Annotated in this window: 14 protein-coding genes; 4 read left to right on the top strand and 10 right to left on the bottom strand. The window is 48.8% G+C overall.

The window, feature by feature from the left end:
• Window positions 1-108: 108 nt before the first annotated feature.
• The 5 genes from FH603_RS02135 to FH603_RS02115 form a co-directional block, all read right to left on the bottom strand.
• Entirely contained in the window at window positions 109-519 is a 411-nt protein-coding gene (locus FH603_RS02135) for a molybdenum cofactor biosynthesis protein MoaE (RefSeq protein ID WP_186735577.1), read from the bottom strand.
• Window positions 520-594: 75 nt separating this feature from the next.
• Window positions 595-843: a MoaD/ThiS family protein gene (locus tag FH603_RS02130; protein ID WP_186735575.1), complete on the bottom strand. Its 249-nt coding sequence runs from the start codon at window positions 841-843 to the stop codon at window positions 595-597.
• Window positions 844-967: 124 nt separating this feature from the next.
• Window positions 968-1,303, bottom strand: a complete 336-nt coding sequence (locus FH603_RS02125) for a hypothetical protein (RefSeq protein ID WP_186735573.1) — start codon at window positions 1,301-1,303, stop codon at window positions 968-970.
• Window positions 1,304-1,388: 85 nt separating this feature from the next.
• The gene (locus FH603_RS02120; protein WP_186735571.1) at window positions 1,389-2,408 is read right to left on the bottom strand and encodes a S1C family serine protease; all 1,020 of its coding nucleotides are present in this window, start codon (window positions 2,406-2,408) and stop codon (window positions 1,389-1,391) included.
• Between the two features lie 63 nt (window positions 2,409-2,471).
• The gene (locus FH603_RS02115) at window positions 2,472-3,059 is read right to left on the bottom strand and encodes an RNA polymerase sigma factor (RefSeq protein WP_186735569.1); all 588 of its coding nucleotides are present in this window, start codon (window positions 3,057-3,059) and stop codon (window positions 2,472-2,474) included.
• Between the two features lie 146 nt (window positions 3,060-3,205).
• Here FH603_RS02115 and FH603_RS02110 point away from each other — a divergent pair, with 146 nt between their 5' ends.
• On the top strand, window positions 3,206-3,400 hold the full coding sequence (locus FH603_RS02110; protein ID WP_186735567.1) for a hypothetical protein: 195 nt from the start codon (window positions 3,206-3,208) through the stop codon (window positions 3,398-3,400).
• Window positions 3,401-3,829: 429 nt separating this feature from the next.
• On the opposite strand, the gene FH603_RS02105 is transcribed toward FH603_RS02110, so the two are convergent.
• Entirely contained in the window at window positions 3,830-7,453 is a 3,624-nt protein-coding gene (locus tag FH603_RS02105; RefSeq protein ID WP_186735565.1) for a VCBS repeat-containing protein, read from the bottom strand.
• Window positions 7,454-7,893: 440 nt separating this feature from the next.
• On the opposite strand from FH603_RS02105, the gene FH603_RS02100 reads away from it, so the two are divergent.
• Window positions 7,894-11,166 (top strand): SusC/RagA family TonB-linked outer membrane protein, encoded by a 3,273-nt coding sequence (locus tag FH603_RS02100; protein ID WP_186735563.1) that lies wholly within the window; start codon window positions 7,894-7,896, stop codon window positions 11,164-11,166.
• A 95-nt stretch (window positions 11,167-11,261) separates the two neighbouring features.
• Window positions 11,262-13,010, top strand: coding sequence for a RagB/SusD family nutrient uptake outer membrane protein (locus FH603_RS02095; RefSeq protein WP_186735561.1), 1,749 nt, complete (start codon window positions 11,262-11,264; stop codon window positions 13,008-13,010).
• A gap of 763 nt (window positions 13,011-13,773) precedes the next feature.
• Here the strand turns inward: FH603_RS02095 and FH603_RS02090 are convergent.
• Both FH603_RS02090 and FH603_RS02085 read right to left on the bottom strand, forming a co-directional pair.
• Window positions 13,774-15,519 (bottom strand): RagB/SusD family nutrient uptake outer membrane protein, encoded by a 1,746-nt coding sequence (locus FH603_RS02090; RefSeq protein WP_186735559.1) that lies wholly within the window; start codon window positions 15,517-15,519, stop codon window positions 13,774-13,776.
• A gap of 94 nt (window positions 15,520-15,613) precedes the next feature.
• Entirely contained in the window at window positions 15,614-18,859 is a 3,246-nt protein-coding gene (locus FH603_RS02085) for a SusC/RagA family TonB-linked outer membrane protein (protein ID WP_186735557.1), read from the bottom strand.
• A gap of 281 nt (window positions 18,860-19,140) precedes the next feature.
• On the opposite strand from FH603_RS02085, the gene FH603_RS02080 reads away from it, so the two are divergent.
• Window positions 19,141-20,778: an NFACT RNA binding domain-containing protein gene (locus FH603_RS02080; RefSeq protein ID WP_186735555.1), complete on the top strand. Its 1,638-nt coding sequence runs from the start codon at window positions 19,141-19,143 to the stop codon at window positions 20,776-20,778.
• A 118-nt stretch (window positions 20,779-20,896) separates the two neighbouring features.
• Here the strand turns inward: FH603_RS02080 and FH603_RS02075 are convergent, their stop codons facing one another.
• Window positions 20,897-22,102, bottom strand: coding sequence for a glycosyltransferase family 1 protein (locus FH603_RS02075; protein WP_186735553.1), 1,206 nt, complete (start codon window positions 22,100-22,102; stop codon window positions 20,897-20,899).
• Window positions 22,103-22,305: 203 nt separating this feature from the next.
• A complete protein-coding gene (locus FH603_RS02070) occupies window positions 22,306-22,758 on the bottom strand; it encodes a VOC family protein (RefSeq protein WP_186735551.1) in 453 nt (150 codons plus the stop codon).
• Window positions 22,759-22,769: the final 11 nt, after the last annotated feature.

Genomic DNA, 22,769 nt, shown 5'->3' with positions numbered 1-22,769 from the left:
GACTAGTATGACTTCTACGACTTACGACTAATATGACTTACGACTAATATGACTTACGACTAATATGACTTCTACGACTTACGACTAATATGACTTACAATTACATTCCTACGGATGCGCATTCACCCATACTTCGCCGTCCGTAAAGATTTCTTTTTTCCAGATGGGCACCGTTTGCTTAATGGTATCGATAATGTATCGGCAAGCGTCGAAAGCGTCAGCGCGGTGAGCGGTAGCAACGCCAATCAAAACGGCAATTTCCCCAATCCGTAACGTACCCGTACGGTGAATGACAACACAACGCAGAACAGCCCAGCGACGGTGAGCTTCATCCACAATTTTCTGTATCTCACTGACAGCCATCCGATCGTAAGCTTCATAGTCGAGTCGGTCGACGGGTCGGTCCTGGGTGTTGTCACGAACGACACCCAGAAATAAATCCAGGGCCCCTGCCTGCTCTGACTGTAGGTAAGATAGGGCAGAAGCCACATCAATTGGGTCGGTTGAAAGAGCAACCATAATACGATAATGGGTTACCGGTTAATGAGTTTGTGCGTAAATAAATGGCTTCTGTTCGCAGTCAGGGGGTTCATTCTAGCCGCCACTAACTGGAGGAATGATAGCTATTTCATCGTTATGGCTCAACCGTTGCTCCGGTTCGGCATATTCGCCGTTAACGGCCACCAGCAATGAACGGATACCTGTCAATGATGGATAGCGCTGGTGTAACTGTCCCAGTAAGTCGCCAACGCTGGCATCGTTGTCGAGTGTAATTGAAACGGTTGATTGCCCGGTCAAATCACGTGCAATGCCGAAGAGAAGAACCGAAATAGTTGAATTCATCGTGTGAGTCGGACTATGTACTTATCGAAACCGACAGTAATTGGATTGGGTTCAGCCGCTGCCTACATATAAAAGAGCCACTGCTTATAAGCAGTGGCTCTTTTATATGTAGGCAGCAAATCTTTTATTTCGAATTGTCCAGCTTACGCTCGGCTTTCTTCATTTTACGATCTGCTTTGTTCAGGGCCCGGTCTGTACCGTCCTTGACGTCTTCCTTCGTATTTTTAGCTGCTCTAGATACTTTTCTGCCTGCCCGCTTGGTTCCGTCTTTCACATCATCGGCGGTGTTTTCAGCAGCGTTTGCCACTTTACGACCTGCCTGTTTTGTTTCACGACCAGCTTTGTCGGCAGCAGCACCTGCTGTCTGACCGGCTTGTTTTGCTGTTTCTTTAGCGTCCTGAGCGATGGTTACGCCGATGGTGAGAGCCAGCGCAGCCACTAATGTCATTAATTTCTTCATGATAGTTGAGTGTCTAATGTTTGCTTTTGTTAAACACGCAAGCAGTCAAATTGTTCGCTCAACTAACAACAGGCGTCTGTTTACACTATTTGTGTTTGAATACTTTCACCTGATAAACGTACTCCTGCATCCGCTTGATCTGTTGCTTGCGGGGCAGGCGGGCCAACGTATTCTTTCGGCTCAGCCGCAATGGCTGGCCTTTGAGTGAATCGGCCGGGATGCCATTGATAGCTTCAAACAGGTAGTTGATTTTTACCGCGAAGCTAACCCCTTCTGACGTTGTTTGCTTACCGCTGATTATACCAATTACGTTGCCTTTCTCATCGAGTAGGGGCCCTCCCGAATTACCCGGATTCACACTAATGGCTACCTGATAAGCCACCGAGTCGCCCCGATAACCGGTGCCGGAGCTAAGGTATCCTTCACCATATACGATCTCCTCACGCGGGTAACCCAACGTAAAGACGCGCTCACCCAGATCCGACGTACGGGCATCGAAGCTATAAGGTACCGGCGACATAGACTTGAACGCACTGTCGTCGCAGAGTTGCAGAATAGCCAGGTCATGAATCTGATCGGTATGAACGATTTTGGCCTTGTATACTTCCCCTCTTGCACTTTGAACGTATACAGAATCAGCATCCCGAACAATGTGGTTATTCGTCACGAAGTACCCGTCGGGGGTGAGCATAAACCCGGAGCCAGATACCTGAGCTGTATTGGCACTCAGGGCGCGGCTACGCCCACTGATATCGTTGATAAGGCGTTTTTGAGACGATTTGACTGCCTGTATTTCCTTACTCAACTGGCTATACTGCTGCTCCTGCTGGCGATGGCCCTGCTGGTAAGACCGATAAAGGAAAATGGAGCCGAAGGTTGTGATAATGGCTACCGATGCCGCTACAGCCAGTGTGGTGCGATAGGTACGCCAGAGCGAACGGATCTGGCCGGATTGCTCCGCATCAGATTCATAAAGTTCGGCTTCCTGCCGTACGGCTTCCATATCGATCTGCTGCTGGATCGCCGACAGCTTTCGCCGAAAACGAATTCGTTCACCAAAGGCGACTAACGTCTGTTCGATAGATTGATTTTCGTTCGCTTCCATAGGTGTAGGACCGTTGTGGGTCAGTTGGTGTTACTAGTAATGAGGGTTGCCGGAAAGTTGGCACTATGCTTTGTATTCTGCGAAAAAAAGTCGTTTCAGCCGCATCAGGCACTTATACTTTTGCGTCTTGGCGTTATCGGCATTGGTATAACCGAATTTTTCGGTAATGTCCTGCATGCTCGAATGCCGGATGTAAAAGTCTTCAAGCAGCGTTCTACAAGGTTCGCCAAGCCGGTCGAGCGAATCGGCCATGAGGTCGAATTGACGATCGCGCTCTTCGTGATCGTTCAGATCATCACTCATCTGCCCAACAGCTGCCGAATCGGTAGCTTGGCTCTCAATATCGTTTACCAAAAACCGATTTTTATACGCCAGTTGCTTCAGCCATAAACGCCGGCTAACTGAATACAAATACGTTTTAAGCAGACAATGCAACTCAAACGATCCGCTCCGGACTTTCTCGTAAAGCACAATCAAGGCTTCCTGATAAATGTCTTTTGCTTCATCTTCACTGCCACTGTTAGTGGTTACAAAATGCAGTATCATCGGGAAATAGCGACGGTATAACTGCGTTAGTGCCTCATCGGAGCCTGTTGAGAGACCCTTCAGCAACTCATCGTCTGATAATACGGTCCGCCTACTTTCCTTCATTGTATCGACTCATTACTTAATACCAAAAACATCCCGGACGTAACCCAAAAAAAAGTTAAAAATTATTGGGTTACCTTTTTCCCCACCGGGTATTAACGTTGACATTGTTCCATTAATCTCACTTAAACAAAAACACCCCAAAAATTATGAAAGCAATCACGAAAACCGCCTTCTTTTTCATGGCCATGATCGCCCTGACGACAGCTTGTTCGAAAAAAGCAGAAACTACCGAGTCTTCGACCGAAACCACCACGATGACGGATTCGTCTTCGACGATGGCTACGGATTCGACGATGGCTACGGATTCGGCTTCAACAATGATGTCGGATAGCGCTAAGTAATTTCGCTAAGGCACAACTGCCGGTACGATTACCGACAACGCTATAAATGCATAAAGAGCCCTCTGAGCTATCAGTGGGCTTTTTTGTGTATCAGGAGATTACTGAAATGCACCTGACACAACTTGCCTTTATAGCTATAGGCCAACCTGTTGAGTTGGCTGATTCGCTTTTTGTCTTGCCATCAATGACAGGCTTCTTCAATCCTTGCACCTTCTCAGAAGGTTGCAGGGTTTGCGGTGCCTGAAATTCGTATTGGGAAATTCAGGCCAGGCTCTCGGGCACGCCTGCAATAGAATTGTCCGACATGGGAGCCGGGCAGGTTAGCCGTTTTGTTGGTAGCCATGGGTTTGTCCATTGGTCGAACAGGATAAACCCATGGCTAATTCTATTGTTTACCCTAAATCTTTACGCACACAGGGGCTACTATTCTTAGCGGCTTACTAGTTTAGACTGGCCGAACTCCTGCCGATGGTGGCCCTGGGCATCCGTTATTTCGATGGATTTCACCTGCGGATTCACAGATAACGTTCGTGCCGACTGCGATAGGAAAGAGCTGCCATAACTAAATTCTACCCGCTGCTTTTTACCGTTCGTTAGCGTCAGCAGAGCCGATACATCTGTCGGTTGGAGTCGAATAGTTGGGGCGGTTTTACTATTTCGGAACACGCACAGGCGCCCTCGGTTCTGAGTAGCCACTAATAACGCACGACCTTTGGAGTCGGTAAGTTGTGCCAACCCTTTGGCATTGCCCGGCACATAAAAACCGCTGTTGGCAATGGACTGGGCCGTAAAATTGCCTTTACCATTGCCTTTAAGGAACAGGCCGTTCATTGCATCATAACGTCCCGTTAAGACTTCGGCACCGTAATCGTTACCTACCAGCATTATGTCCAGATTGCCATCACGGTCAACATCTTCGGCAATCATACCGAAGATTGGGGCTAGCTGTGCCTCGATCGGGAGTGGATGAAGGACAAAGGTGCCATTTCCTTTATTCTCCACGTAAGCTGACTGAAGATAATTGGCTTCCAAAACCAACGCACTCTGCCGTTCTTCGGGTGTAAGTAATTTATCAATCGTCGCCTGGCTGAAATCTCTGTAAAATGGAAAGCGTTTACGCATGATGATCATCTGCTTCATCAGGTCGTCGCGTCCGTGAATGGGATACTCCTGTCGTCTTCCGCTCGTATCAGGGATAAATACCGTTGGAATGGCGTCATAGAAACCATTGTTATCAAAATCGCCTGCATAAACGCGAACAGGTTCTGTATCGTTGGCCCGCATCCGGGAGTTGCGGCCCAGATTGCCTGCGATGTAGTCGATGTCGCCATCCTGATCAAAATCACCAGATACCAGTGAGTTCCACCATCCTTTTTGTGATTCGAGCCCGCAGTCGGTTCGCTTCAGCTTGCCGTCTTTATTCTTCAGGAGCGTCAGGGGCATGAACTCCCCGGCAATCATCAGGTCAGGCCACCCATCATTGTCGGGATCTGTCCAGAGCGCATCGCATACTAAGCCGACATTCAGTAATTCGGGAGCAACCGTTTTCGTCACGTCCGTGAACCGAACCTGACCCCCGGTTCGGTCATTACGCAAAATCAGGCTCGATACTGGTTTTGGATAATGGTCTGGTTCAACACGCCCGCCAATAAACAGGTCCAGGTCGCCATCATGATCAAAATCGGCAGCTTTCACACATGACTTGCTGGTTGTATTGGTGGGTATTGCATTGACGCTTTGTGAAAAAGATCCTTTACCGTCGTTTAGGTACAGGCGGTCCTGATACACGGGTGAGTTGGCATTGCCTTCAATACTCCCGCTGGCAATATAAAGATCGAGGTCTCCGTCGCCATCTGCGTCGAAGAGTAGCGTTCCCATATCTTCCTCCTGTTTTATAAGCGTACTATTTACGGGCTTTGTAGTTGTTGACAGCAGGCTTTGTTCTACAAACGAACCCGTTGCCGTTTGCAGCAGGAAACGCCCCTGGTTCGACCGTGAACCACCCAGAAACAGATCATCCAGGCCATCGCCATTCACATCACCAACCGATACGCCGGGCCCATATTGCGAGAATTTATGGGGCAAAAGCTTTTGCCCATTGAAATCGATATACTCTGGTTCCTGGTGCTGAAAAGAGATACCCACTGAATCCGTTATCTCGTGGAAAAGTGTGGCCAATGGTTGAGTCGGTTTGCCGAGTGGTTCGCGGGCGTTACGGATGTCGGCCGTGATGACCTGATTCGTCTTTACGTTGCGCATCGTTTGCTGGCGGGCTGGCTGGCCGTTTTGGGCGGGCCAGATGATGCGGACTTCAGCAATGGTAGCAACCTCACCCAAGCCAAAATGGGCTATCGGCTCAACGGTAGAGAGGTAACCCCGGTAGGGGCTATGCTCATATACCTGCTGCTGGTTCTTTCCGTAGTATAGTTCAACAAACGCGCCGAGACCCATACGGTTCTGCTCCGATCCGGTGAACTTTACCCGTAGGTAGTTGGCCTTTTCGGCCTTGCTTTCTGCAATATTATTGCGGTACACAAAGGCCGAATCGTTGATATTGTTCACCACATAATCGAGGTCACCATCATTGTCGAGGTCGCCGTAGGCTGCTCCGTTGGAGAACGACGGCTGATTGATGCCCCACTTGTCTGTTACATCTTCAAACGTAAGATCGGCCCCCGGTTTTCGCCCATTATTACGAAAAGCATAGTTACTGATCTTGATAACGGGAATTTGGTTGATGGTATACGACTGGCTGGCAACGGATGAACTCTCGACCCGGAAGGCCATAAAATCACGGTCTGTTACATCATGTGGAAAACCATTGGTAACCAGCAGATCCCGGTAACCATCCTGATCAAAGTCAGCGAGCATGGGTGTCCAGCTCCAGTCTGTCTCGGCTACATCGGCCAGCTGACTGATTTCACTAAATACTGGATGAGCCGAATCGGGAGTGGCGCCTGGCTTGTTTCCCTGATTCAGCTGAAGCGTGTTTCTAACATACTGATACGCGTGGTGATACTCGTCGTTATTCAGATACGTCTGGTAATCATTGGGCCCCAGAAGTTTCTTCTTCCTCTGGTTGTTGCGGGGCATCATATCCAGGGCAATCACATCCATCAGCCCATCATTGTTGATGTCTGTAACATCATTGCCCATGGCAGTGTTGCTGGTGTGTTTGAAATACTGGCCAGCTTTATCCGTGAATGTTCCATTGGCATTGTTGATAAATAAATTATCGTCGGATAGGTAATCGTTCGTGACATAAATGTCTTTCCAGCCATCGCGGTTTATGTCCGTGATATTGAGTCCTAGTCCATACCCATCCAGTTGAATGGCTGATTCTTTACTAACGTCGGTAAAAACCGCGTGTCCCAGCCGCGTATCGAACGTGTTCTTATAAAGACGATCACTATTTTGCGACGAGCCATCCATTATCTTCTTGCGATATACGTTGGGATACTCATCAATTCGATCTGTCAGAATGTATAGATCGAGATCTCCGTCGTTGTCGTAGTCGAAGAAGGCCGCATTCGTGGTATGACTGTCGTCCGCTATTCCGTACTCAGCAGCCATTTCGCGGAAAACGGGTGGTTGCCCCGGTTTGCCACCTTGGTTGACAAAGAGCATATTCTGCCGCCGACTGGCAGTTTCGCTTAGCGTAGCTCCTACGTAGATATCGAGCCAGCCGTCATTATTGATGTCGACCAGCGCTACGCCCGAACACCACTTACCGTCACCACCAACATTAGCTGACTTGGTGATATCGGTAAACTTAAAATCGCCTTTGTTCAGGTAAAGCCGGTTTGAGACCTGATTGCCGGTGAAAAATACATCGGTACGACCATCATTGTTGAAATCACCCAGAGCAACTCCTCCTCCGTTATAGACATACTCAACATCGAGAATGTTGATCGAGTCATTGTTAACGATCCGGTTCGAAAACGAGATTCCTGTTTCATCGGCCGGAAGAAGCGTGAAAAGTGTCGGCTTTTTTAGCTGACACGCATTTAAAAAAAGGCTGCAAAATAGAATTATTACTATACGTTGATACATCACGTTATAAAAAGTGGTAATCAGTTAATTTGACGTAAAATTATCATTTAATAATGCTACTATTAACGTTTGGAGTGCAAAGAGCCACAAATGATACCTTAACAAAATATTGGTAAAAAATTGGATAATGCAAAAAAAATACATAGATGTAATTTTAATCGAATTTTAATAGTTAGGAATAATACAATTGAGTACATAAGTAATAATTTTTTTGAGTAAGTATTAATACTTAAACATGCTCATTTAAGTGCTTAAAGGGTAGTAAGATAGTTTTTATATAAAAATTGAGGGTTTTTTTTAAGTATTACTTTATTAGTTCTATAAGCATAACGCTAAAAAAAAAGGCTGGCTGATTGGTGAGCCACGTTCTCGCGTATACATAACGAAACGTGTATAAAATTGCATCCGAAAACCGATATGGTGAATTTTATCTGTACTTTATGAAAACGAGATTGTACCAGCTTTTATCAGCTTGTTTGGTTGTTACAGTCATACTAGTAAGTAGTATGACTGTTTCAGCCCAGGGTCAACGAATCACGGGTCGCGTCTCCGGAACGGAAGGCGCAGTACCGGGAGCAAACGTAGTATTGAAGGGAACTACGGTTGGTACTTCGACCGATGCCGAAGGGGCATTTACATTGTCTATCCAGGGAGCAAATCCAGTACTGGTTATTTCGGCTATTGGTTTCAAAACGCAGGAAGTAACCGTTGGTAATCAAAGTAACCTGACGATAACCCTGTCTGATGACGCTACTGCATTGAATGAAGTGGTTGTTACGGGTTATACTACCGACAGTAAGCGCGACAACACGGGTGCTATTTCTACTGTAAGGGCTAAAGACCTTGCTGCTATTCCATCGGCAAACGTAGAAACCCAGTTACAGGGACGTGTTGCCGGTGTGACGGTTATCGCGAGTGGTCAGCCTGGGGCTAATAACACGATTCGGGTACGTGGTTTTGGTGCCTTTGGCGGTAACCAACCTCTGTATGTAATTGATGGTGTGCCTACGGGTGGCAGCGGTATTATCAGTCCTGATGATATCGAGTCGACAACGATTCTGAAGGATGCCGCTGCTGCTTCGATTTACGGAGCGCGTGCCGCCAACGGTGTTGTGGTTATCACCACTAAAAAGGGTAAGCGCAGAGCACAAAAACTGACCGTTACCTACGATGGTCTGTATGGTGTTACCGATCCGGGCAAAGCACCGGCGGTTCTGAATCCGCAGGAGCAGGCTGACTGGTCTTGGAATGCTGTTCGTAATCGTATAACGGCCAACGGGGGAACTATTGGTCCGAATAGTTTTACGGGTATTGCCAGTGGACAGTATGGTTCAGGAGCGACGCCGGTTTTACCTGAATATTTGCAGGTTGGCGACCGGTTTGGTGTAACGGGTGGCGTTGATCTGGCTGCTGAGCGGCTAAAGTACAACATCGACAATTCGCTGGGGCCTATTTATCAGGTAACTCGGGCCAATCAGCAGGGAACTGACTGGTACGGTGCTATCACACGGGTTGCTCCCATACAGCGTCATACTCTTGGCTTTTCGGGCGGAACAGAAAGCAGCCGTTATTATGTCAGCCTTAGCCAGCAGACGCAGGCCGGTATTTTGTTGAACAACAACTTTAGCCGGTATACGCTGCGGGCCAACTCAGATTTTGATATTCTGAAGAATGGCAAATTGCGGTTTGGTGAGAATGTACAGGCTACTTACATCGACAACTCGGGTCAGGTAGGCGGCAATGCAGGCCAGAACCTGTCGCAGGAAGAAGGTGATATTTTGACTGCGTTCCGTATGGCACCAATCATCCCTATTTACGATGAGTTTGGTGGGTATGCCGGTACTGCTGCCCGTGGGTTCAACAACCCTGCCAACCCGGTGGCAGGCCGCGAGGCCGCTAAAAACAACCGGAATTTCAACGTTGGTCTGTTTGGTAACGCGTATCTGGAGTACGATGTCATTCCAGCGCTGACAATTCGTAGCAGCATTGGCGGGTCTATCAGCAATTATTATAACAAAACGACCGCTCGTAATACCTACGAAAACGCGGAAGGAAACGGACGTGGCTTTCAGATCAACGAAGGGGCCGGTTATAACATCGCGTGGACGTTTACCAATACAGCCCAGTACAAGCAGACGTTTGGCATTCACAGCATCGACGTATTAGCGGGTCTTGAGGCCCTTAACACGGGTTTTGGCCGGAACCTGAGTGGGGTAGGTAACAACCCATTCTCGACGGATCCGAACTACGCCAGCATCACAACGGCTGCCGCTCTTGGCCGTCAGTCGAACAGTGATCTCTTCAGCGGTGTGAACTTCTACTCGCAGTTTGGCCGGATCAACTATATCCTCATGGATAAGTACATCTTCACTGGCGTAATTCGTCGGGATGGTTCGTCGCGTTTTGGTGCGGCTAACCGCTACGGTGTTTTCCCTGCTTTCTCGGCAGCATGGCGCTTATCGGGTGAAGATTTCCTGAAAGATATCGCCTGGATTACGGACCTGAAAGTACGGGGCGGCTGGGGTCAGATGGGTAACTCGAACAATGTGGACCCAAACAACCAGTATAGCCTGTTCCAGTCGAACATTGCTAACTCGTATAACCTGGCAGGTACCAACGAGGGCGTGAACCCAGGCTTCTTCCGGAGCCGGATCGGTAACCCCAATGCGAAGTGGGAAACCAGTACCACAACGAACATCGGTATCGACGGATCGTTCTTCAACGGTAAATTTGATGTCGTATTCGATATCTGGCGCAAAGACACCAAGGATCTGTTATTCGAAGTGCCTATTCCAGGTGTAGTTGGACAGCGGGCAACGGCTCCATCGGTAAACATCGCCAGCATGCGTAACCAGGGTATCGACATTCAGTTGATCAACCGGGGTAAAATTGCTGGTGGCGTTGGCTACGAGCTGAATCTGACCGGTAGCATACTGGACAACAAAGTCACTTCCCTAGCTCCAACAGTACCTTATGTTGACATTGCGCCGGGCACTAACCGGTTGCAGCTAGCGCCTACCCGGAACCAACCTGGTCAACCCCTGGCTACGTTCTTCGGCTACAAAGTGATCGGCCTGTTTAATTCGACAGAGGAGATCAACGGGGCTGCTACCCAGGAGGGTGCCGGTGTCGGTCGTTTCCGGTATGCTGACATCGATGGTAATGGTATAATCAACAACGATGACCGGACGTCTCTGGGAAGCCCGATTCCGAAGTTCACTGGTGGTGCTAACCTACAGGTTAACTACAAAGGGTTCGACGTAGCCGCTTATCTGTATGCATCGGTTGGCAACAAGATCTTTAACATGTCGAAGTGGTTCACCGATTTCTATCCATCGTTCTCAGGTGCTGCCATCAGTTCCCGCGTGAAAGATTCCTGGACACCAACCAACACGGGAACATCACAGCCAATATTCGAAGACGTATCAAACTTCAGTACTAACCAAGTACCGAACTCGTTCTACGTTGAGAATGGCTCTTACCTGCGGATGCAGAACATCACGCTCGGTTACACCCTCCCAGCAGGTACGCTGGATCGGATTGGTCTGAGCCGGGTTCGTATTTCGGTGGCTGCCAATAACCTGTTTACTGTTACCGGTTACCAGGGTCTGGATCCGGGCGTTGGTGGTGCTGCTGACCGGAACTTCGGTATCGATGTTGGTAACTACCCAATCACCCGGAGCTACAATGTTGGTTTGAACATTGGATTCTAAAAATCAAGTTGTGTCAGCCAGCTTCATTCTTATAGACAGGGTGGAGCTGGCTGCCAAAACCAACTATACAAATCTGTTTTTGAGAAATATCAATTATGAAAAAGACAATCATAAGAGGAGCTAGTCTGATCGTGCTGTTGACCACTGGTTCAATAGCCTGTAAGGACTCGTTTCTGGACGTAGCGCCAACGGGCCAGTTAGTTAGCTCTCTACTAACATCGAAAGATGGTCTGGAAGGCTTGCTGATCAGCGCCTACGCGCAGCTAAACGGACGGGGTTACTCGCAAACGGCTAGTTCAACCAACTGGCTGTATGGCAGCATCATGGGTGGAGACGCTAACAAAGGCTCCGACCCTTCCGATTTCAATGGCATCACCCCCTTCGAAACCTATCAGATTACGGCAGCCAATAGCGAGCTGAATGCACGCTGGAATGCGTTATACGAAGGTGTTAGCCGGGCTAACTCGGTGCTTCGGACGGTACCAAATGCGGTCGCTACCGTAACTGACGCTGTAAAATTGCGGCTTACTGGCGAAGCCCGGTTTCTGAGAGGCCTGTATTATTTCGATCTTAAGCGGACTTTCAACATGGTCCCTTACATCGATGAGACGGTCGATTACGGTGCTGGCATTACAGAGGTGCAGAACAACGTAGACATCTGGCCACAGATCGAAGCTGATTTCAAATTTGCCTATGACAACCTGCCCGCTGCACAGACTCAGGCAGGACAAGCTAACAAATGGGCTGCTGCATCGTATCTGGCCAAGGTGTACATGCACGAGAAGAAATATGCCGAAGCGAAAGCATTGTTCGACCTGATCATTGCGAGCGGAACCACGTCGAATGGTAAGAAATACGGCCTGGTTCCTCAGTATGCTCAGATCTTCAATGCAGCTAATGAGAATAACGAAGAAACTATCTTCTCGACTCAGAACGTAGCCAACGCGGGTAGCTCAGATGCGGCTTCCAATGACCTGAACCTGAACTACCCATACAGCGGTGTAATCGGACCAGGTTGCTGCGACTTCTTCAAGCCAAGTTTTGATTTGGCGAACTCGTTCCGTACCGATGCTACTGGTTTGCCAATCGATGTAGCTCAGACTAACGGCGCTTATGACAGCCCTACCAATGAGTTGAAGTCTGACCTTGGTCTGTTGCCAAGTGATGCATTCACTCCAGACACCCGTACGGTTGACCCACGCCTGGATCACACTGTTGGCCGCCGGGGTATTCCGTATCTGGATTGGGGCCCGTTCACAAGCGCATGGACTCGTAACCAGTTATTCGGTGGCCCTTACTCTACCAAAAAGTATGTGTATTATCTGGCTCAGCAAAGCCAGGTGGGTGATGTATCGAACTGGACGAAAGGATGGTCTGCTACGAACGTTGTTCTTATGCGTTATGCCGACGTTCTGCTGCTGGCTGCCGAAGCAGAAGTTGAAGTGGGTAGCGTAGAGACGGCTCGTCGCTACGTTAACCTGGTACGTGCCCGTGCTGCCAACCCAGCCGGGTTCGTAAAAACAGCGGCTGGCGCACCGGCTGCAAATTATGTGGTCAGCCAGTATCCAGCCACGACCTTTGCATCGAAGGATGCGGCTCGGGCCGCTGTTCGGTTTGAGCGTAAGCTGGAGCTAGCTGAAGAAGGTCACCGTTTCTTCGACCTGGTTCGTTGGGGTATTGCGGCACCGGCACTCAATGCGTTCCTGACGTACGAGAAAACCAAGTTGCCGAACGCATATAGCGGTGCCGCTTTCGTTGCTGGCAAGAACGAATATTTACCACTGCCACAAACGCAGATTGATTTGCAGAGCACCTCGATTCTGAAGCAGAATCCTGGCTACTAAGCTAAGCATCGTCACATAGCGTTTATTGATACAACAGGGCTACTCTCAGGGGTGGCCCTGTTTTTTATTGCCCTTTTCCAGATATATTATCTTGAAACAGAACCTGTTTAGAATTACTGGCCGGACATGGTCGGTGGTAGCCTGGACGGCTACGTCCGGGATTGAAATGGGAATACGCTTACCCGGACGTGGCCGTCCAGGCTACCACCGACCCCCTGGCTGAATGAAACATCGGCTAACGTGAATCTGAAACAGGTTCATAGCTAAGCCATACATCATCACCATACTTATTTATGGGAAAACCAATGGTTACTCAGTTAGGGGTCCTGTAGATCACGCATCTTATTTAAGTATGGATATATATGACAGCCTGATAATAACTTATAACACCTTCATATACGATAAAGAAAATAGCTGGAATAGAGCTATACTGAGCTATTTAAGGTTTTTAGAGTGAAAGCCAGGAGGAAAGTTAAGGATGATGAGTGGCCGCAGCTATAGCTTGTTGTATAACCTACTATTACAACGGCTAAGACCGTTATCACATAAACTCTTGACTACGTTTATACAATAGCCCAGGGCCCGTTAACCTTTGCCAAAGTTTTGAACTTTGGCAAAGGTTAACGGGCCCTGGGCTAAAGCCACGCCAAGAATAGTATGTGTTCAGCTTTTTGGCATTCGCTTTTTACCCATTGGTTAAACGAAAAGAGCCGACCCTGAGATCAAGGCCGGCTCTAACAATTATAGATCTGTACTATTAAAATTAATATCCAGGGTTCTGCTTCAACACATCTTTACCCTGAAGGTCGATTTGAGCCTGCGGAATAGGCAGGTACTCGTCCTGATTCGCTGTGAATGTAGCGCCACCCAGGGTCGTAGGTAGTTTGGTACCTTCGTAGGCCAGGTAAGCGTTGAGCGTTGGTGCAGCAACACCCCAACGAACCAGATCGAAGAAACGGTGGCCTTCATCGCCCAGCTCCAAGCGACGCTCGAAGCGAACGGCTTTACGAGCGTCGTCTTTCGATGCAAACAGTGTTGCCGGATATTCGGCGATCACATATTTAGCGGCCGGAGCGCCAGCCTTCGTAACAAAACTTGCTGGGTTAGCGGCCCGCTTCCGAACCAGGTTTGTGTATTCAAGGGCTTTCGTCAATGAACCCACTTCAATCTCAGCTTCGGCAGCCATCAGCAGTACGTCGGCAAAACGGATGATTGGGAAGTTAAGCGCCGAGTAACCGGGTGTCCACGAGCTGTTGTCCTGCAACGAACCCACATCCGACTTGTAGTACGTAAACTTCTTTGGCGAGTAAGGACCACCGTTTGGCTGGTTACGAATCCAGTCAGCACCGGGAAAATCCTGCCAATCCAGGTAGGGGATACCCCGACGGCCAACCGCATGGTCGAGACGTGGGTCCAGGTTACCAGCGTCGGGCGTGAAGGCCTCTTTCGAGAGAACACCCATGTCGTTCTTAACGGCGTTTGCCGCGCTGTTGTACGAGCCATCCAGCAGGGGCAATCCGGTCGCAGTAGTACGGAACGAGTTCACATACTCGAAGCTAGGCTGATTGAAGCCGCAGCAGTTACCTGGTCCGTTCGGGCCCGTGTTGTATGGATAGTTGAGGTCAAACTCAGGGTTAGCGTTGTTAACACTACCCGTGTTGGCCGCTGCCTGAATAGCAAATACCGACTCTTCATTGTTATCGTTCGATGCCTTGAAGAGATCAGGGTATCTCGCTACCAAACCGTACTTTTTGCCACCCGACGTTTTACCATTGGCGATGATCAGATCGTACAAGGCCTTTGCTTCGGTGAACTTCTTCTGGTACATGTACACCTTAGCCAGTAAAGCCGCACCTGCCCACTTGTTCACCCGACCAACAGCCGACTGAGTTTCAGGCAAATTATCATAAGCGAATTTGAGGTCGGCTTCGATTTTTGGGTATAACTCTACTGTGTTCGACACCTTTTCAATACCAGCTGCATAATCGACCGTTTCATCGACATAAGGCGTGTTATTGTACAAACGCTTTAGTTCGAAGTAGTTGAAACCACGCAGGAAACGAGCTTCACCCTCGATACGTTTTTTTTCAGAAGCTGAAACGTCAGTTCCGGCTGATGCCAGCAGTTTTAACGTGGCATTAGCCCGGCTAATCGCTTCGTATTTACCCCGCCAGGTGCTGGCAACGTCGCCTGTAGAAATCGTCTCGAAGCGTTGAATTGGGTTGATCGACGAGAAGTCCCCTGGGTCAGTGCCTTTATTCGCATCACCCCCGCGAATACCACCCCAAAGCCAGTTTGAAGCTGAAGCTAAGCGCTCAGATCGGCCGTTCAGCATCGCATAGACCGAGATTAATGAACCTTCGATACCTGCCTTTGACGATAACTGGGTACCACTCAACTGGCCGGTTGCCGGAATTTCGAGGAATTTATCCTGGCAGGCAATACCCACCAGGGAAAGGGTTACCGTTGCAACGGTACCAAGCGTAATTTTTTTTATGGATGTGTTCATGTCTGATTACAAACGTTAGCACTATTACTAATGACTTTGAGATTACGTAGCCGGGTATATTACCCGGCTACATGATCAGGTAAGCAGGATTCGGTTAGAAACCGAAACTTAAGCCGCCGGTGAAGCTCCGGGTGATAGGGTAGTTACCCACATCGATACCGAAGTTCGTATCAGCTGCTCCGCCTACGCTTGGGTCCAGGCCCTGGTATTTTGTGATCGTTAACAGGTTGTTGGTCGACGCAAATACCCGGGCGCGCTGCAGGCCGATACGGCTCAGGAAGCTGGCAGGGATGTTGTAGCCGATCGACAGGTTCTGCAACCGGAAGTAAGAGCCATCTTCAACATAGTACGAGTTCGACTGGGAGTTGGTACTGAAGTTCGAAGCCGCTTCGTAGATGGGTACGGTAGCACCCGTATTGGTTGGCGTCCAGGAATCCTTCACCCGAGCGCTGATGGCAGCACCAGCAAACGATGGGTAAAAATCGGTGAACCACTTCGATACATTGAAGATCTTGTTGCCAACCGATGCATACGCGTAGGTCTCGATGTCGAAGCCTTTGTAGGTGAACTTCAGGTTCAGACCACCCGTAAACTTAGGAACCGGGCTACCCAGGTAGGTACGGTCATCAGCGTCGATTTTGCCATTACCATCGATGTCGGCGAAGCGGAAACGGCCGGGAGCCGCGCCATCCTGTTTTGGTGCAGCAGCTACTTCCTCTTTCGTCTGGAACAGACCCAGGGTCTTGTAACCGTAGAAGGACGAGATCGAGTAGTTCAACTGGTTCCGGATCGGGTTGATACCCCGGAAACCAGGGTTTACACTGGTAAGATACGTTAGACCAGGAGCCAGGGCAACAATCTTGTTGCTCAGCAGGCTACCCGTAATGTTCGCTTCAAACCCTACCTCAGAGCCAATTTTGCCACGTGTGATGACCTGTAAGTCGATACCTTCGTTACGCATCTGGCCGATGTTAACCGACGGCGCATCGGCATACGTTCCAATTACGTCAGGGACAGGCACCTGGAACAATAGGTCTTTGGTATCCTTGCGCCAGATGTCAAGAACTACTTCCAGGCGGTTGCCAAAGAACGAACCGTCCAGACCGAAGTTCGTTGTAACGGAAGTTTCCCATTTCGCATTCGGGTTACCGATCCGGCTCCGGTAGTAGCCTTCAGCCGTGCTGGAGTTGCTGCCGTTGATGTCATAGGCGGAGTTGCCCAGATTGGCTGCGTATAGGCTATACTGGTTGTTTGGATTAACGTTGTTCGAGTTACCCATAATACCGTAGCCACCCCGGATTTTCAGATCCGTTACCCATGGCAGGTTCTTCATGAAATTCTCCGACGAAATACGCCAGGCTGCCGAGGCTGCCGGGAACACACCATAGCGGTTGTTGGAGCCAAACCGGCTCGATCCATCACGACGGATAAGTCCGGTTACGATATACTTATCGTTGAAGGAATAGTTAACCCGTCCGAATACCGAGAAGAAGTTTACCCCTTTGCCGTAACCGCTACCAACCGTACGACCCGTTGCCGACACCGTATTGAGGTTGATGTAGTCGGTATCGGTCGAGAATGGGTTTTGACCATTACCCTGCATGTTTCTGCCTACACCGGTGTTTAGTGCTTCCTGTCCAGCTAACACATCAAATTTGTGAATACCAATCTGACGTTTGTAACTGGCGGTGTTGGTGATTACCCAGTTCATCCCATAACCACTGCCCTCATTATAGCCGAAAGCAGAGTTGTTTTCCGAGTTTTCGTATTGTAACCGGCTGTAGCCCCAGAAATAGTTGCTGCCAATACCACCACCTACGCTGCTACGCAGGGTCAAATGTTCGATCGGATCAATTTCCAGATAAACGTTTCCTGTACCATTGATGCCAAAACCCCGGTTGTTAAGTAAACCGTCCTGGTTAGCGCGTGGGTTACGTGGATTGTTGAAGCCCTTCGCTGCCGTACCGGCATAGCCGCCAAACTCATCGTAAACAGGAATGATGGATGGCATACGGAACGCCTGGAGAATGTCATTCTCTTGCGAAGCTACCCCGCTACCGTTATTATCACCATTCTGGCCCAGTACCGACCGGTAGGTGAACTGAACGTTTTCGCCAAGCCGTACGCGCTTTGAAAGATCGTACTCACTGTTGGCCCGGAATGTATACCGCTTGAAGCTGTTCGATAGCAGAATACCTTTTTGGTCCTGTGCGCTGAAGCTGATGTAAAAACGATTGTTCTCACCACCGCCCGAGAAACCCAGGGTGTGGCGCTGTAGGGGAGCAACCCGTGTGATGGCATCATACCAGTCTGTACCCTGCTTGTTAGCCCGAACTACCTGATAGATAGAACCCGCTTTTGGGTCGGTATTGTACTTGAGCCGCTCGGCTGCGAGATCCACGGAACCAACTACGCCAGCGGCACCACCTACGTTGATAAAGTCAGGAATGACGGGTGAAGCGCCTGTGCCGAACTGGGGATGGCTAAAAGCAGGAGCCTCACCATTTTGAGCAGCCGTATTCCGGAACTGATTCCAGGTCCACTGCGCATACTCGGTTGGGTTAAGCATTTCAAGGCCTGTGCCCGGATCGGTTGCGCCTAACTGACCGTCATAACTGATAGAAAGCTTGCGGGATTTACGAGCGCCTTTCTTGGTTGTGTAGACAATAACGCCATTGGCTGCCCGCGCTCCATAAATAGAAGCCGAAGCGGCATCTTTCAGAACGGTTGTCGACTCGATATCGTCAGGGGCCAGGAACTCTGTGTTGCCAACGGGCACACCGTCAACTACATACAGGGGTTCGTTACCACCAAAAGCACCGAAGCCCCGTACACGAACTTGGCTAGCTGTTCCTGGCTGTCCATTGGTAATAACCGTCAGACCCGAAACCCGGCCCTGAAGCTGCTGCTCTACGTTACCCGATGGAACAGCGGTAAGGGCTTTAGCCTTAACCGTCGAAACGGCACCGGTTGTTTCACGCTTGGTATCGGTCGTATAACCTGTTACAACTACTTCGTCCAGTGCAGTAGCATCATCGGCCAGCGTAAGATCGACCGTTGTCCGGTTACCGACCGTTACTTCCTGCGTTTTGGAACCGATTGCAGAGACAACAAGGACAGGATTTGCACCGCGCACGCTCAGTGTGAATTCACCGTTTGCGTCGGTAGAGGTACCGGTACTGGTACCTTTCAGAACAACGTTAGCACCTGGTATGGGGCCATCGGCGCTACTAATTTTACCCGTTACACGACGGTCCTGAGCAGAAGCATTCAAGTTGAATAGCAACATGAACGCGGCTACGAAAACGGTCTGCAAAAACCGGTAGAGTATTGCTTTCATAAATATTAGGTAAGTTTACGTTTGATTTAACCCCCAATATTATAGCCTTAACGTGTTATTTCAAAGGATTAGTTGGACGATAGTAATGCAACTGATTCCGTCGTCTAATTTTATCTGTGAATAGTATAAAAACTATTTTTTTAATTAATTGTAAGTCAATACGTTAACCATTACTTATTATATAATAAGTATAAATACTTAGCTTAATATAGATAGATAATATTTTTGAAAAATATACTTAGTATATCATTCAACTTATCGTATGTTACCTTTGTGGTGCTATGCATACCAACTATTATTTTCTTCGTCAGCTTGCTCCTGCTCTTAACAATCAGCTAGAAAACCTCCGGTTTGTAGCCTGCTTCAGTCAGGACCGGGATGAGATAGTCCTCGTATTTGCGGAGGCTAAAGGCAAACAGAATTACTACAAGCCCTACTACATAAAAGCAACCTTACGGCCTGACTTTTCAGGTCTGTTCTTTCCCGAATCGGTACAACGGGCCCGCTCCAACAGTGTCGACCTATTTGATAGCTTGATTGACCCGACGGCTGAAGATGATCACCACCCTGGCCGGGCTGTTCTCGGTGTTCGTTCATTTTTAAATGAACGTTGTCTGGCTATCACGTTGGAAAATGACTTGACCTTGCTGTTCAAGTTTTTCGGCAATCGCCCTAACCTGCTGGCGTTTAAGGGAAATACCGTTATCGATTTATTTAATCATAACCTGGCCACTGACTGGAAACTCTCACTCGACACACTTGATCATCCTATCGATCAGTCGTTCGACGCTTTTGAGCGGGCGGACTTCGACCATCGTAAACTGTTCCCTACGTTCGGGAAAGTCGTTCATCACTATCTGGATGAGAAAAAAGAACCAGGGCAAGCGGTTTCCTGGAGCCTGATTCAGGAAACGGTTTATCAACTTGAGCATCCACGTTATTACCTGATCAGACTGGCACACAAACCCACCTTGAGTTTGCTGCCATTACACGTACAAGCCAGCGATCCGGTCGTCAGAGAGTTCGGCGAACCTATAGAGGCTGCCAACCGGTTTTTTATTGCATTCAACGGGCTCAGTACCTTTGAACAGGAAAAAGCGGACTGGTTACGGCTAATCGACAAGCGCCGTAAGCGTGCGCAGGCACAGATCGAGGGAAATATGAATCGACTTATAGCCCGTGACGAAGGAGCGAGTCATGAAGAAATGGGGCATATCCTGATGGCCAATCTGCACGATATACCTGAAGTACCGGGCGCTAAGTCTCCAGATCGGGTAACCCTGCTTGACTTTTACCGTGATCAGCCCATTAGTATCAAACTAAAACCTGATTTGAGTCCTCAAAAAAATGCAGAGAACTACTATCGGAAATCGAAGAACGAAAAAATAGAAGAGGAACATCTCAGTCGGCAGGTAGCCACGCGGGAAGCCGAAATTGAACGGATGGACCAGCAGAAGGCTGATATCGAGCAAATAGCGACGCTTAAGGAACTCCGTCGTTATGTTAAACAAACGAACCTGGTTCAGGAGGCACCGTCCATGGCCTCATCTGATGGTACACAAGCCCAGTTGTTCAAGGAAGTCCTGCTCGATAACTTCCGTATCTTGATCGGTCGTAATGCAAAAAATAATGATCTGCTAACTCAAAAGTACACGCATAAAGAAGATCTCTGGTTACACGCCAAAGATGTGGCTGGTTCGCACGTCGTCATAAAGTACAAGGCGGGGAAAACCTTTCCGAAAAACGTAATTGAGCGGGCTGCGGAGTTAGCGGCCTGGTATTCCCGGCGACGAACCGACAGCCTGTGTCCGGTGACGGTGACACCCAAGAAATTTGTTCGAAAACCCAAAGGACTGGCCGAAGGGCAAGTAATCGTTGAAAAAGAAGAAGTTGTAATGGTTGTGCCTAGAGGAGACTGATCAGTTGGCCAGTTGGTGAGTCAGTCAGTAATCAGTTGGTGAGTCAGTGAGTCGGTCAGTTGTTGACTAATTGACTGGATAACTGACCGACTCACTGACTCACCAACTGATCAATTGATTACTGTTCTATTTCCAGACTCATCTGGGCCACCATTAACCGATTCATTTCACTCCAGGTGCGGTTCCAGGAGTTCTCGGCCAGAAAAGCATCGATTGTCGGCCAGTTTCCCGGATGATTACCATTCAGGGCGGTTTCAATAGCCGATTCAAATTCATCGGCTGTGCCGGCGATCTGAACAAAGTCCTCACTACCATACGTACGAACTACATCTCGTATGGGTGTTGAAACAACGGGTAAACCTGCTGCCAGATATTCAGGAGTTTTTGTCGGGCTGATGTACTTTGTCGAATTATTCAGCGCAAACGGCAATATAGCTACGTCCCAGTTGCTGAAGTAGGCAGGCAACTCCTTATAAGCTTTCATACCTACATAATGCACATTTGAGCCGTGCGGTAGTAGGGCTGGATCAATTTTTACGATTGGGCCAATCATGACAAACTGCCACTCAGGACGGCGTTTTGCTACCTCACCCAGTAATGTATAATCAAACCGCTCATCGATAACGCCACTAAAACCTATCCGTTTACTGCCAACACCACGCTGATCAGCGGGGTCGGGCTGGGGGTTCCGGGCCGCAGAAAAGTGAGCAAAATCGATACTGCTTGGAAAAGCAAATACGTGGGAATGACGATTCTGCTTTGCTTCATAGAGACTGTAACCACCCGTAAACACGAGGTCGGCGCGTTGCATCAGCTTCTTTTCCTGCTCCAGCAACTGGGGAGGTGCTCCCCAAAAGGCCGATAGTTCGTCCATGCAGTCATAGATCGTTAACCTGGGTTTCAGGTGATCCGTAAAGAGCATAGCCATTGGCGTATAATACCAGGCAACGAAATCACTGATGCGTTCGCGTTGTATGAATGCATCAATCAACTGTCGCTGTAAGGCCAAAGCTGCTTCGGGACTCGTACCATTTGGCAGGTGTGGAACCAATACGGTTAGCCCATCAGCTTGCTGGCAAGTACTCATTTTAAGTTCATTGCCCCACATTGGCTCTTCAATAAACCAGACCCGATAGTGCTTGGTAGCCCGTTCCAGTAAGTGCTGAGGACGCTGGTAGACGAAGTTCCAGCGCAAATGCGAGAAACAGATCAGATCATGGACGTCGCTGGTTGAAAATGCCCCGGAAGAACGGTTTATAGACGTAGACTGATTTACTGATTGAGTAGAAGTAACTGGAGTTGGCGTTGAATCGGATACTTTCATAAAGGTTAGTCAGAGAGATTACATGAAAACAGCCTGATCTTGACAGAATCAGACTGCTTTACTTATGCTATAAAAACTCCGTTTACCCAAAATTGTTAGCAGGATTATTCGACAACTGATTCAGTGGACCAGGTAGATGTTAACTTAAGCCGGAAAGAGGAAGAGAGGCCTATTTTTACGTATGATTAGCTCGTGCGTGAAACCTAATACCCTGCCGTTGATTTCTTACCTGGATTCAATTCAAACAAATAACCGTCTGGATCGGAGAAGTAGATCTGCACGACTCCATCGAAACGTACCTGCCGGTGATAGGGAATGTTTTTGCTCTTTAAAAACTGCTCCGACTTGTCGATATCTTCCACGAACAAGGCGTAATGACTGCCATTGCGGTCGTGGGTTATAGTTTCGGTGCGACCATTTAACAGGTGAATCTGCTGGCCGTCTCCAATGTCGAACCAGGCACGGGTAAGCTTCAGATTATCAGGTACCGGTATCGATTTCAACCCCAGTACATCGCGGTAAAACACAGTGCTCGTCGGCACATCTTTCACATGAATAGCCAGGTGGTTATGTCGGATGATCCCTAACCTGTCCTGACCAAACATCACACCAGGGACAATCAGTATACTTAGTAGCAGAACGAGACGCTTTTTCATAAATGAGAAAG

This window comes from Spirosoma utsteinense (assembly GCF_014282275.1).
In the GTDB taxonomy this organism is placed as follows: domain Bacteria; phylum Bacteroidota; class Bacteroidia; order Cytophagales; family Spirosomataceae; genus Spirosoma; species Spirosoma utsteinense.
The sequence above is the reverse complement of the archived record's forward strand: the minus strand, read 5'-3'. Positions and strand labels throughout refer to the sequence as shown.